Annotated in this window: 12 protein-coding genes; all 12 read left to right on the top strand. The window is 60.2% G+C overall.

Annotation, left to right across the window (positions count from 1 at the left end; all coding sequences use genetic code 11):
- The first annotated feature begins 76 nt into the window (after window positions 1-76).
- The 12 genes from ACLKMW_RS16760 to ACLKMW_RS16815 all read left to right on the top strand — a co-directional run bounded on the left by ACLKMW_RS16760 (window position 77) and on the right by ACLKMW_RS16815 (window position 13084).
- Window positions 77-730: a lytic transglycosylase domain-containing protein gene (locus ACLKMW_RS16760; RefSeq protein WP_415725636.1), complete on the top strand. Its 654-nt coding sequence runs from the start codon at window positions 77-79 to the stop codon at window positions 728-730.
- A 12-nt stretch (window positions 731-742) separates the two neighbouring features.
- A complete protein-coding gene (locus ACLKMW_RS16765) occupies window positions 743-1057 on the top strand; it encodes a TrbC/VirB2 family type IV secretion system protein (protein ID WP_023720448.1) in 315 nt (104 codons plus the stop codon).
- 3 nt (window positions 1058-1060) lie between these two features.
- Complete coding sequence (locus ACLKMW_RS16770; RefSeq protein WP_023720449.1) at window positions 1061-1354, top strand: VirB3 family type IV secretion system protein; 294 nt, start codon at window positions 1061-1063, stop codon at window positions 1352-1354.
- Entirely contained in the window at window positions 1351-3753 is a 2403-nt protein-coding gene (locus ACLKMW_RS16775) for a VirB4 family type IV secretion system protein (protein WP_352442695.1), read from the top strand. Before ACLKMW_RS16770 ends, ACLKMW_RS16775 begins: the two co-directional genes overlap by 4 nt.
- Window positions 3737-4894 carry a transglycosylase SLT domain-containing protein gene (locus ACLKMW_RS16780; RefSeq protein ID WP_415725637.1) on the top strand — a complete coding sequence of 386 codons (1158 nt, stop codon included), beginning with the start codon at window positions 3737-3739 and terminating at the stop codon, window positions 4892-4894. Before ACLKMW_RS16775 ends, ACLKMW_RS16780 begins: the two co-directional genes overlap by 17 nt.
- 9 nt (window positions 4895-4903) lie before the next feature.
- The gene (locus tag ACLKMW_RS16785) at window positions 4904-5638 is read left to right on the top strand and encodes a type IV secretion system protein (protein WP_023785080.1); all 735 of its coding nucleotides are present in this window, start codon (window positions 4904-4906) and stop codon (window positions 5636-5638) included.
- A gap of 183 nt (window positions 5639-5821) precedes the next feature.
- Entirely contained in the window at window positions 5822-6865 is a 1044-nt protein-coding gene (locus ACLKMW_RS16790) for a TrbL/VirB6 family protein (RefSeq protein ID WP_352442693.1), read from the top strand.
- A gap of 36 nt (window positions 6866-6901) precedes the next feature.
- A complete protein-coding gene (locus ACLKMW_RS16795; protein WP_415725639.1) occupies window positions 6902-7651 on the top strand; it encodes a VirB8 family type IV secretion system protein in 750 nt (249 codons plus the stop codon).
- The gene (locus tag ACLKMW_RS16800; protein ID WP_023758693.1) at window positions 7648-8445 is read left to right on the top strand and encodes a TrbG/VirB9 family P-type conjugative transfer protein; all 798 of its coding nucleotides are present in this window, start codon (window positions 7648-7650) and stop codon (window positions 8443-8445) included. The genes ACLKMW_RS16795 and ACLKMW_RS16800 overlap by 4 nt, the downstream gene beginning before the upstream one ends.
- On the top strand, window positions 8445-9908 hold the full coding sequence (gene virB10 / locus ACLKMW_RS16805) for a type IV secretion system protein VirB10 (RefSeq protein ID WP_415725640.1): 1464 nt from the start codon (window positions 8445-8447) through the stop codon (window positions 9906-9908). Before ACLKMW_RS16800 ends, virB10 begins: the two co-directional genes overlap by 1 nt.
- A complete protein-coding gene (gene virB11, locus ACLKMW_RS16810; protein WP_415725641.1) occupies window positions 9905-10930 on the top strand; it encodes a P-type DNA transfer ATPase VirB11 in 1026 nt (341 codons plus the stop codon). Before virB10 ends, virB11 begins: the two co-directional genes overlap by 4 nt.
- A 12-nt stretch (window positions 10931-10942) precedes the next feature.
- On the top strand, window positions 10943-13084 hold the full coding sequence (locus ACLKMW_RS16815) for a type IV secretory system conjugative DNA transfer family protein (protein WP_415725642.1): 2142 nt from the start codon (window positions 10943-10945) through the stop codon (window positions 13082-13084).
- Window positions 13085-13471 lie beyond the last annotated feature (387 nt).

The following is a 13471-nucleotide window of genomic DNA, read 5'->3' on the forward strand; positions in this document are numbered from 1 at the left end:
CTTGTGATCGATATCGTGTTGACACTTTACTAGGGCTGCGTGTAGCCATAGTAAAGTGTTAAATTTTGGCGACAGTATGAACACTCGATCCGCTCTTCTGCTCACGCTCTTTGGCGCCACGTTGCCGTTGCAAGCGCACGGCCGGGACCTGGCATCAGACCGCGTGGCAATCGCCTTTGCAACGCCGGCGCAAGGTCTTGCCGCGGCCGGGGCGCAAAGGCCGGGGGAGTGTAAGACCGTAAATCGGACCGAGGTCTCCCGACTTGTGCGTTCAATCGCGCAAGAGGAAGGCTTCGACGCCGATCTGGCCGAGACAATTGCATGGGCCGAAAGCGATCTCGGCTCCAGTCAGGGTCCCTCAAAAGCCGGAGCCCTGGGAATCATGCAGCTGATGCCAGGCACGGCGGCCGATCTAGGGGTCAGCGACCGTTGCGATACACTGGCAAATGTCCGGGCTGGCCTTCGCTACCTGAAGTCGCTCTATGACGAATTCGGGGATCCGCTGCTGATGCTGGCGGCATACAACTCCGGGCCCAACAGCGTCTACAAGGCGCAGGGCATTCCGGTGAATCCGGAGACGGCGGAATACATCGTGAAAATACTGAACCGCTGGAAGTTCGGCGGTGTGGTGAAGAAGTCCGCCCTGACCAAATCCGAGACGCTCGCGGCCGCTCCGCCAGCAAGCGAGGACGCTTGGCAGGATGGTCATGTCATGGATCTCGGCAACTGAAAGGAGCCAAGTGTGGAATACAGGAAAGCGGGCAAATTTGCCCTGAAACTGGCCTTGGCCTCGGCGGTCGGAATAGCTCTCGCGCCAGCCACTGCGTATGCCCAGTCGGCGGCGCCAGTCGAAAACGTGCTGGAGTGGTTCGTCGGAGTTCTGCAGGGCAACATCGCGCGCTCATTCGCCATCATCGCGGTCTGTTTTCTCGGCTTCCTCGCCATGACGGGCCGGCTGGCGTGGATGATGGCTTTTTCCATCATCATTGGCATCGCTCTCATCTTCGGCGCTGCCCAACTGGTGGATGCGGTTCGCGCGACCGCTGGAGGCAGCTGAGACATGGACGACGAGGAAGTCTATGTCGAGCCGGTCAGCCTGCCACTGACACGCCCCCCGATGAAATGGGGGGTGCGATATGAGGTTTTTGCCCTGAACGGCATCCTGGCGGTGATCGGTTTTATCGCCACGAGCAGCTTCATGCTCGGCCTTGGCGTGTTCGGCGTAGTGCATCTGGTCAGCGCATATCTGTGCCAGCGCGACCCCTACATGTTTCATATTTTCGAGCGGCGCGTCTCCAAACGCGGAGCGGTGGCGAACCTTACTTTCTGGGGGGCGAGGAGCTATTCGCCATGAGCCTCGATGCCGACCTGAAATTTGGCCGTGAGCGCCGCCGCGAAAAGCCCGCGGCGATGCACATCCCTTACCTTCGCCATGCCGATGACAATCTGATCGTGACGAAGAGCGGCTTTCTTGTCGGCGTCATCCAGCTTAGTGGCCTGCCGTTCCAGACGATGGACCAGGCCGAGCTGAACAGCCGAATGTTCAACCGCAACACGACGTTCCGCAATCTCTCGACGTCTCGCTTTGCGGTCTACACGACGATCATCCGCCGCCACGTGACGCCTGAGATCGAAGGCGACTTTGACAATCCTTTCGTGGCCGAGCTCGACGCCCGCTACATGGATGAGCTTGGGGCGAAAAACCTTTTCGTCAACGAGGCGTATCTGACTGTCATACGCCGACCGATGGTCGGCCGCGTCGGCTGGGTGGACAAGGCGCTCAATGCGTTTCGCATAAGTACCGCGGGCGAGGAAACCCGCGAAGAGGCGATGGCCGAATTGCGTGACGTTCTCGACGGCGTCGTCAAGGATTTCACGGCTTATGGTGCGCGTCTTCTCGGCGTCGTGAAGCGCCGCGAAAGCTTCTTTTCCGAGCCGGCGGAATTCTTGGCGAAGATCCTCGCCGGCGGCGTCGACGTGGAAATGCCTTTGCCGCGCATGAGCCTTGGCGATGTGCTGGCGACACGACAGCTGTTTTTCGGCAAATCCGCGCTGGAACTTCGCGGGCCGGACGCAGGCAAGCTCGGCGCCATGGTGTCGATCAAGGAATACCCACCGTTCACAGCTCCGGGCTCATTGGACGGTCTCTTGCGCCTGCCACATGAGTTTGTCCTGACGCAGAGTTTCGCGATCGAGGACCGTGTAACGGCGATGCGCAGGATCAACACCATCGCCAACCAGGTCGAGGGTTCAGACGAGGCGGGCACGACGGTCGAGGACTCCGTCCACGACGGCGCCGACAAGCTGGCCGGCGGCGAAGTGGTCTTCGGGCAACATCACATGAGCGTCATGGCCTTGGCGCCGGACATGACCGGGCTCAACCGTGCGCTATCCGACATCACGGCCGAGCTTTCGCGGATGTCGATCGTGCCGGTTCGCGAGACACTGAACACGGAACTGGCCTTCTGGGCGCAATTGCCGGGAAATTTCAGCTACATCGCGCGACGTGCGTTGATCTCGTCGCTTAACTTCGCCGGCCTTTTCTCTGGACACAATTTCCCCTCCGGCCAACGTGAGCGGCTGCACTGGAAACGGCCCATCGCTTTGCTCGAAACGACCAGCCAGACGGCATACTATTTCAATTTCCACGTTCACGATGTCGGGCACTTCACGGTGTTCGGCCCGACCGGATCGGGCAAGACCGTGGTGCTGTCGTTCCTGATGGCGCAGGCCATGCGCATCATGCCGCGGCCGCGATGTGTTTATTTTGACTATATGCGCGGTGCTGAAATTTTCGTTCGGGCGCTCGGCGGTCGCTACGAGGTGATGGAACCTTCCCAGCCGACCGGGTTCGCGCCATTGCAGCTTGATGACACGGCAGAAAACCGTTCTTTCCTGGAAGATTTGCTCCTCTACATTCTGACCCCGGAAGGCGGCACGCTTGATGTGGCGGAGATGCGCGTCATCAACGCCGCCGTCGACATGATCTACAAGATCCCGCGCGAACAGCGCACCTTCGACCTGCTACCCGAAGTGCTGCGCGGCTCGCTCATGCCCGGCATGAACGATCTGGCCGCACGGATACAGCCCTGGCTCGACCCGAAGGACAAAGGCTGGCTTTTCAACAATCCCGTCGATCTCATCGATTTTTCGAAGCCGGTTGTCGGGTTCGATATGACCAAGATCCTGAGTGACCGAAAGCTGCGTTCGGCGGCGTTGCTCTACATCTTCCACCGTCTTGAAGAAGTCATTGATGGCTCGCCGATCATGCTCTTCCTCGATGAAGGCTGGAAGCTGCTGGACGACGAGGTTTTCGCCGCTTTCATCAACGAGACACTGAAGACCATTCGTCGCCGCAACGGCGTGGTGGGCTTCGGCACGCAGACAGCGGAAGACGTCGTCAATTCCTCCATCTCGTCGTCACTGATCGAGCAAACGAAGACCAACATTTTCTTCCCCAACCCGAAGGCGAGCAAAGAATCCTACATGGAGCGCTTCTCGCTGACAGCGAAGGAATTCGAGTTCGTGCGCCGAACCGCGAAGGAGACGCGCACCTTCCTCGTCAAGCACGACAGCGACTCGATCGTGGCCAAGCTCGATTTGTCGGCGATGCCCGATCTCATCAAGGTCCTGTCCTCGAACGAAGCCAACAGCAAGGAATGCGCACGGCTCCGGGAGACCTTCGGCGACGAGCCAGAGATGTGGCTGCCATACTTCTGCGGATGGGAGAACGAGCATGACGAAGCGGCTTAGCAGCGCTTGTCTGGTCATGGCTCTCGCTACGGCGGAAAGCATGAGCGTGGCGGTCGCTCAGATCGCGGTGATCGACGGGCCGAACCTCGAGAAGCGGCAAGAGGACGAGCAGCACAGCACGAAGTCGGATGAGGCCAAGAAGGACGAAACCGACAAGAAGAAAAGCGTCGTCTGCACCTATTCGAACAAATACCGCTCACAGATGTTTCGCCGGTCGCCTGCCGAAGCGTTGCAGCGCGACGCGGGCAACGTGAAGATGATCCGCTATTATTCGCAAAAATACGGCGTGCCCGAAGGCCTAGCACTGTCCGTCGCCTATCAGGAATCGCGCTTCGACACATGCGCCGGGAGCCACACCGGCGTCAAAGGCGTCATGCAGCTGACCAAGGGCACCGGCAAGTCCATGGGACTGGACCGCGACGTGAACGAGCAAAATGTCGAAGGCGGCGTCAAATACCTCGGAATGGGCGTGAAGCAATGCGGGGCGACGAACTACAGCTGTCTCGCCTCCTTCTACAACGGATCGAACGCAGGCGAGCAGAACCAATGGGCCGGCGGCGTCGGCCGCTGGAACAGCTACTTCAACGACTATGTGTCGAGCGGCAAGGCTCCGGCCGCCGCGCCGCCGCCATTCTCGATCGTAACGGCCGACGGCGCAGGCGGCACGGCTCAGGACGCGGCCATGGGCACGGTGAGGAAGGCGGCTGGCGGCCTTGATGCAAGCTCATCGCAGATCGGCGCCAACGGCGCGGCAATCGACGCGCTGGCGGGCAACGTTGTCCAGGTGACCGAATACAAGGACGCCTGGGAGCTGAACTCGTCGGCTCGTGGGATCAACGCCGATGTCACCAACCAGTACCTCGCTCAGGCGGGGGATTTTACGACGTTGCTGGCCCAACTTCTATCGTTGCAGAATGTTCAGGCATCGCAGTCGTCCAAGCTGGTGCAACAGCCGAAGAGCGGCTCTCCAAACCCGTTCTCTTGTGATCCCGCGGAATTGGAGCGGTTGAGGATCGATCGCGGCCGGTGGCTACCATGCGCACTTGAGAACGCGGGGGCAAGCTCGGCCGACAGCCGCTCGATGATCATCACCAGTGATCCTGCCGGCGCTGCCAGCGTGATCAATTCTCTACAGCAATAGGAGGCTGACATGAAAAAATTCGCGATTGCTGCCAGTCTGGCGCTTTGGGCAAGCACGGCCCACGCACAGATTGCCGTCATTGATGGCGCCAATCTCGATGTCGCCCGCAAGAATGCGGACAACACCAACTCCATCATGGATTCGAACAAGGATATCCTGAAAAAGAGCGAGGAGATCCTGCAGGCTCTCAGCGGCAGTCGTGACGGTTCGCTCGGGATCGGGCAGATGGGCCTTGGCGGCAATATGTCGATTGCCCAGGCGCCGTCGTTCGGATCGATCCTGAACGGCGGGGCTCTTTCGTTTGGCGGCCTTTCGCCCGAAATCCAGAAAATCGCCGGCGCGGTCATCAATGGGCTCCAGCTGGTGAAGCAGCTCCAGCAGATTGCCGGCAAGGAGACGAGCGCCGTCAACACCGCCTATGGCGGCAGCGTCAATGTGGCCTCGCTGCTAAGCGCATTGACCTCGCAGGCTTCGCAGGGCGTTACCCAGCGCCAACAGTCTCTGCAGTCAGCGAGCGGCCAGATCGGGCAGTCGCAGGACGTTAAGGGTTCGGTGGACCAGAACACGCGAATGCAGCTGGAAAACGCGCGTGCGGTCAACGAACTGATCGGCGTCCAGAACGGCGCGGTCGCGGCCCTGAATGAGAAGCTGAAGGGAGATCTTCTTCGCCAGAGCCAGGTGCAGAAGATGATGACACCGCGCACCGTCAATCCGTTCGCGGAATTCGGCAAGAGCGGGGGCTGAACGCTTGTCGGGGCGAGTCCTGCGCATATGCGTTGTGATTGGGCTCGGCGCAGGGCTTTTTGGATGCGCAAATCGCGAACTGAAAGCTCCGTGCGGGCCTTTGGCGTATGCCCACGCCGACGAATGCGGCGCGCTAAAGCCGGTCAATTCAACGCCGTTCGCCAGCATCATTGATGAGGATCCATGAACGGTCTCGCCGCAAGCATCCTCGGTGGCATTGACAACATCGGCGAGGACTTCGTTCGCACCGTCTATATGCAGTTGGGTAATGCGATGGGCAACGTCTTCACCCTCATGCTGACCCTCTATATCTTGTGGTGGGGCTATTCGATCCTGAGCGGGCGTGAGTCGATTTCGCCAATCGAAGCGGCCTATCGCCTCGGCCGCGCCGTCATCATCTATCTGCTGTTGACCGGATGGGGCACATTTTCGTCAACGATCTATCAGCTCGTGCAAAGCATTCCAGACGAGGTCGGCAAGGTGATCGTCGGCGCCGTGTCGCGGGCCACCGGCAATCAGCTTAGCGACCAAGCGGCAATTCCAGCGCTGATCGACAATCTGTACCAAGGGGCCCAGGACGTCGCCAATCAGGTCTACAGCGGATCCTTCTATGACATTTTTGGTGCGCTCTTGTCGCTGCTCGTCCTGCTGTCTGCCATCATCTTCGCAGCGCTTGCCATTGCCGCGATCATCGCCGCCAAAGTGATGTTGTTCATCACGCTGGCCTTGGCGCCGATATGGATCATCCTTTGGCTTTACCGATGGTCCTCACGCATGAGCGAAGGCTTTCTTTCGCTGACCACCTTTCTGATGATCCAGCAAATTCTGATCTACGGCTTTCTCGGTTTCTACTTCTCGCTCGTCAATGCGGCGCTGAACACCGCCACGTCCAGCGGAGCGACCATGGACAGCAAAATGTCGCTGGTGTTGCCCTTGGTGCTGGTGACGATCATCGGCATCTACGTTCTCATGCAGATACCCTCGATTGCTTCGATCCTGAATGGCGGCGGGTATCTCAGCACCATGGGCGCTCGCTACTCATATGGGACGTTCGGCAGGAATGCCGTGCGCTACTCCGGCGCGCGATGGGCCGCAGGCCGCGCCGCTCGGGGCGCCCGGCAGCTCGCGACAAACAGTTTTCGATCTTCGCGAGCAGCCAGGGCGGATGCCGCAACCCGGACCGCTATCCAGCAAGGTGCGCGCGATAACTCCAGGCCTCTGGCCTAGACCACACAATGATCACCGATCGCGGTGCTGGATCAGATGCGTCGCGAAAAACGAGGCAATAGTAAAGTGGCAATTCCAATGGAAACAGCTGCTAACAGCAGCAGCGAACTCGTCGACAAGCGCTATTACAGGGCGGGCGCGACCTGGGAAGACGACACGCACAGGTCAATGCGTCGATCGCGTACATTGGCCTGGATCGTCAGCGGCGTTTCCGGACTGGTGGCGGTGCTGTCGCTGCTGGCGCTCGTGCTGATCCTGCCGCTCCGGCAGTTCGAACCGTATGTTGTCGAGGTCGACAAATCGACGGGCTACCTCGAGATCATGCGCGCGCTGAAGCCTGGAGATTTATCCCAGAACGAGGCCGTCACGGCGGCCAATCTGGTGCGCTACATTCGGGCCCGCGAAACCTACGATTCGCGTGAACTGAAACAGAATTACGACCTGGCACAGCTCTACTCGACCGACGCCGCGTCCAAGGATTTGACATGGCTTTATACGCCAGCAAACCCACAATCGCTGGACAAGATTTTTGGCCGCAATGTCACTGTCTCGGTCGAGATCAAGTCGGTTTCCCTGCTCAATCGCAACACAGCCTCGGTGCGCTTTGCCACGACGACGCGGCGGGACAATTCGTCCACAGCCGACAATTGGGTGGCGGTGATAAAATTCCGCTACACCTCAACGCCGCTCAAGAACGAATGGCGTTTCGACAACCCGTTGGGATTTCAGGTTACGGATTACCGCCGCGACCAGGAATCGGCCCCGGCCGCGGGGAGCCTGCAATGAGACGGCGCGCGGGCCTCGTCCTATCGGCCGCCCTTCTGCTCGGCGCGATGCACAGCGCGGCCGCACGCGACGGCCGCATCCGATATGTCACCTTCAACAATGACGACGTGACGTCGGTGCGCGCCGCTCTTGGGATTTCCACGATGGTCGAACTCAGTCCGACCGAAGTCATCGAAACCGTGTCGGCTGGCGACACGAAAGGCTGGTCGATCATCCCCAAACGCGGATCGCGGTTTCTGTTCGTCAAGCCGCTGGAGCGCGATGCCTGGACCAACGTCAACGTGGTCACCAACCGGCGCGTCTATTCCCTGCTGCTGCAGGCCACTGACAATAGCCGTGACCGGGCATCCTTCCAGGTCCGGTTCAAATACCCGGACGAGGATATCAACGCGCGCCTGCTCTCACAGGCCAAGGAGAGCGCAACCGATCCGGATTTGAAGGACCTGAACTATGCCGATCTCAATTACGACTACGCCTACAAGGGCGACGACAGCCTGAAGCCGCGCACCGTATTCGACGACGGCACCAAGCTGTTTCTGGAGTTCAAGGGCGACATTCCGGCGATTTTCGTTGTCGACGACAAGCGCCATGAGTCGCTGGTCAACGTTCGTACTCAGGGCAAATACACAGTCATCGACAAGGTCGCACGGCAATTCACCTTGCGGGCCGATGGCAAGACGCTCTGCCTCTACAACCGGGCGCGACCCAACGCTATCGATCCAGTCGAGCAGGTCTACGGTCCAACGAAACTGACGGGTGGTTCCACCCTGTTCGGATCCAGCGGAGGGCGGTGATGACCCAGATCGATTATAACCAACTGGACGGCAGCCCGACGGTCGCGCGCCGTGGTGCGGGCGTGGGTACCAGGATCGCCCTGGTCGGGCTCGGCGTAGTGCTCGTAGGCGCGCTGATATGGCTGAACTGGCCCAGGGAGCCTGTATCGCGCGATGTTCGCAGCGATGGCGAGGAAAACTTCAACCCGCCCGAGTTCCGCGCGCCGACGTTGAACGAGCCGCCGCAACCTGCCGACGGCACGATCGACCAGATCGTGGTGCCGCCACCGGCTGACGTCCAGAACGGCACGCAACAAGCCGATAATGTCGATCAGACCGTTCAGGAGGGCGCCAACCTTGCTGCGCAGCGACGCACGCTGGAGGCGCAAATGGCGGCCGAGGAGGCACGCCGCAAGGCCGAGGCGGAAGAAGCCCGCCGCAAGGTGGCGGCTGAGGACGAGGCTCGTCGCAAAGCGGAGGCGGCCGAGCATGAAAAGGCGGTGTGGGAACGCCTGCGGTCGAACCAGATGGTGACGAATGATCAAACCGGCTCGACAGATGCCGGCGCCCAGGCGGCGCAAGTCGAAATCGCGCCCGACGGTCAGATCATTCCGGTCCCCGGCGCCGACAGTGATCCCAACAAGGCATTCCTGGCGCAGTCTGAGGCAAGTTCTTCCGGCATCGTCAAAGCCAGGGCATTCCGACGCACCGATGCGTTGATCCCTGAAGGAACGATCCTTCGCGGCTATTTGGAAACCGCGATCAACACCGACCTTCCCGGTGCCGTGCGGGCTGTGGTGCGTGAGGATGTCTTCTCGCTCGATGGCCGGCGGATCCTCATTCCGAAGGGCTCGCGCCTGACGGGAGAATATCGCTCGGGGCTCGCGCGCGGTCAAAAGCGTGTTTTCATCGTCTGGAGCAGGGTAATCCGCTCGGACGGCATTTCCGTCGATATCAAGTCGCCTGGTGCAGATGCGCTCGGCCGCGGCGGCATGGGCGGCCGTGTCGATACGCATTGGCTTGAACGCTACGGCAACGCGATCATGCTTTCCGTCGTTGGCGGTGTCTCTGAATATCTGTCCTCGCTTTCCGATAGCAGCCAGAATGGACAACAGCGCCAGGTGTCGACGATCGATCCCGTGACTGGTGAGACCACGACCGTAACTTATGGTGGCAATGGCTCGCAGCGCGACGCGCGTAGCATCGCCTTCGATAAGTCATCGACCGCCCTGCAGCAACTCGCGCAAGAGGCGTTTCGCGACACGCAGAACATTGGCCCGACAGTCTACGTCGACCAGGGCACATCGATTGTCGTGCTGGTGCGGCGAGATCTCGATTTCTCGGATTTGTACGCCGATCCCGTCCAGGAAGAAGTTGCACGCCTGAAGGCGGGTGGGCGGCCGAAGACGGTGATCGATCCGACACCTATATACGCGACCCCGACGGATCATTTTTATCCCGGCTATGGGAGCCCGGTGAAATGAATGCCGTGCATCCCCTCCCCGACCCTTGGACGAGAGCCCCGGTCCTGCGCGCTCATCTGGAACCGATATGGTCCTATTTGAACGAAGATTCTGTTTCCGAGATTGCGATCAACAGGCCGGGTGAATTGTTCATCGAACGCCTCGGCGCGAAGGAAATGGAGCAGGTCGTCAAGCGCGAGGTCACGCCCGGCTGGATCCGAAACATCTCGACTGGCGTTGCCTCGGCGACAAATCAGGTCATCAACGAAGAAAAGCCGGTCCTGTCGGCTGCTTTGCCCTCGGGCGAGCGCATCCAATGCATCTTGCCGCCGGCAGCCCCCGAAGGCGGGGCGATCTCAATCCGCAAGCAGGTCATCATGGATATGAGCCTTGATGCCTACAAAGATCTCGGCGCCTTCGAGAACACGGCGATGGGCAGCGGCCTGGCGCTGTCGGCCGAAGAAAAGCGACTTGTCGAAATGCTCCATGACACGTCGCCGATGGACTTCCTGCAATATGCGGTGCGCAACCGTGTCTCCATCGTCGTTTCAGGCGGTACGTCGACCGGCAAGACGACGTTTTTGAATGCGCTCCTGAAGGAGATCCCGGCCCATGAACGGGTCATCACGATCGAAGACACCCGCGAACTGCGGCTGCCGGCTCCCAACAACGTCACCCTGATAGCCTCAAAGGGCGACCAGGGCCTTGCCAAAGTCTCCGCCCAACAGCTGCTCGAGGCCTCGCTTCGCATGCGGCCCGACCGACTGCTGTTGGGCGAGTTGCGCGGCGCTGAAACCTTCGCATTTCTCCAGGCGATCAACACTGGCCATCCTGGTTCGCTCACCACCGTTCATGCCAATTCCGCCCGGTCCGCCTACGAGCGGCTGGCGCTGATGGTCATGCAGGGCAGTTCGGGCCTCTCACGAGGCGAAATCCTCGACTACTTGCGCGAGGTCATTCCGGTGGTCGTCCAGATGGTCCGCGCCGAAGGCGGACGACGCGGCATCAGCGAGATCAAGTTCACCAAGGCGGAGACGATCTAGCGAGGCCCATCCATGCAGAAAATCGCAACAGCAATTTTCATGGTGCTCATGGCGATGGCCCTGGGCGCCCTGGTCTTCACCGTCGCCTATGCCGCGACGGATTGGTACCGGACTGGCTCCCACGTCCTGTTCGACCAGCTGAACGCCAATCCGTTGCCGGTCGTTCGTCAGGCCTGGGCGGACACGATGGCGAGGAATTTTGGCCGGATACAATACGCCGTTGCGGCAGGAGCATTGGGGTTTCTCTTGCCACTGGTCAGCCTGTTTCTCATGCGTCCGAGAAAGCGCCATGACTCTCGCTTCATGACGATGAGCGACGTATCGAAAACCGGCCTGACGAAAGGCGGCGTCTTCGTCGGTCGAGCTGGCGGCAGGCTTGCCGAAATTCTGTCGCCCGGCCGCGATCAGCGCACCGGCAAGATCCGCTTGACGCAGCGCAAGCTGATCGGCGGCAAGAAACTGTGGATTGATGGCGATGATGTCGGCGGCTTCGTCATAGGGCCGCCGCGCTCCGGGAAAGGCACGTCTCTCATCATACCGAACGCCTTGACCTGGCCGCATTCGCTCGTGGTTCTCGACCTACGCGGCGAGACCTATGCGGCGACCGCAGGCTACCGCTCGACCATGAGCCGCGTGGTGCGTTTTGCGCCGGCTGATCCGGACGGCAATACCGCTTGCTACAATCCGATGGACTTCATCTCGCTGGATTCGGCGCAGCGCGACATCGACCTTCGCAACATCGCTGCGGCATTGTTTCCGCGCCCCCCTTCGAACGCGGATCCCTACTGGGTCAACGACGCCCGGCTGCTTTTTACCGGCATCGCGTCCTTCGTCATGGAATCGCCTGCGATCCCGAACGAGAAGAAGACCTTTGCCAAAATCCTCGAGATCATGAACGGCGCCGAGCAGCCGCTCCTCGAATTCATCGGCTCGCTGCGCGAGGAACGCCGCCGCGAATGTTCGCATTTCACGCTGCAAACCCTGTTGCCATATTTCGAAATGTCTGAGCGGCAGTTTTCCGGAATCTATGCCGGTGTGCGGACCGGCATGGCCCCCTTTCTCAACGAGCGCCTGATGCGAGCTACCTCGCGCAGCACGTTCGATATTCGCAAACTCAAGCGCGACCGGATCTCTCTTTATCTCGACGTACGGCGCGAGCAGATTACGTCGCTTGGACCGTTGTTCAACGTCCTGATCACGCAGATGATGAACTTCATGTCGGAAACCATGCCGCGTCCGGAAGAGCATCCGGTGCTTGTGCTGCTCGACGAGTTCCAGAACCTCGGCAAGCTCGAGAACGTGACCGAAATGGCAAGCGTGCTCGGCGGCAACGGCGTTTCGATGTGGTTTTTCGTGCAGTCGCTGAAGGCTGTGGACGAGATCTATCGCCAGGAGGGGCGCAAGACACTTATCAACGCCGCTCGCGTGCAGATCTTTTTCGGTGCGCAGGACGCTGACGATCTGCGCTACGTTTCCGAGCAGCTTGGCGAAACGTCGGACGTGCAAAAGGACGTGACGCGCACCAAGGCAACGTTGTTCGACACTTATTACACGCGCTCGGAGCACCGCAAGGAAGTGCGGCGGCCCCTCATGCGGCCGGACGAAATCCGTACGCTCGACAAGAACAAGGTCATCATATTGCCGCGCGGCGAACTGCCAATCCTCGGCACGCGCAATTTCTATTTCGCCGACGGCCAGCTCGCCAAACGCGCGTTCATGCCCCTGCCCGCCTCTACCGACCCCTCGCTCACGAAAAGCCCTGCATTGGACGCTTCCGCGGCGGTTCCATCTCCTGCGCTCCCGACGATTGTGCCGAAAGCACCCGCGTACCGCTCAGGCCTCTTGCAGATCCGGCTGCGGCGCGGCGCAACATTTGCCGCAAAGGCAGGCCGTATAGCTCCGACGCCGGGCCGGCGCGCAATCGTAAAAGACCGGTTGAAAGCAACAGCAGCGGTACCGGTCTATGCCGCCATAGATTTTTCCGCCTTGGCGGCCAAAGCGGTGACAACGCGCATAGCGCCCGACAAAGAAGCGGCGGTTGCCGCCATTCTGAACAAGGTGCGTTCTCTGCGCGCCAACGCATCCGACGCCGAGACTTTCGATCGAAATCTGAGCATCGTCGAAGATACGTTGCCAGATGTAGTCGATGGGTAGGCTAGCACTCCCATGCGGCGGAGAGGTCATTGTCTACCGTGACCTTGTCGCACACGTCATGGCGGCGGAGGACATTGCCGCGCGCTTCGAGCAGTACCATGTCTCAATCGAGAAGATCATACGGCGCGAAAACGTCGACGATACTGGGCCTAGACAGGCGTTTCAGGGACCCACCCCGTCAAGTTCAATCGCAAATCCCGCATCGACCGCGCTTCGCGCAATGACATCGCCAAGTTCCCAATCCGTGAGTTCGCAGAGCGGAAGCATTCTCCTCACGTTCCGGCTAACCTCGGATATCGAAATGCTCGGACTGCCGATGTTGTCGATCAGGTGGCGGACAATCGCTTGGCGAACGTCCGATAAGGTAGGCGTCTGCGCGAGCGCAGG

It is taken from the genome of Borborobacter xinjiangensis (genome assembly GCF_047739745.1).
GTDB lineage: Bacteria > Pseudomonadota > Alphaproteobacteria > Rhizobiales > Rhizobiaceae > Pseudaminobacter.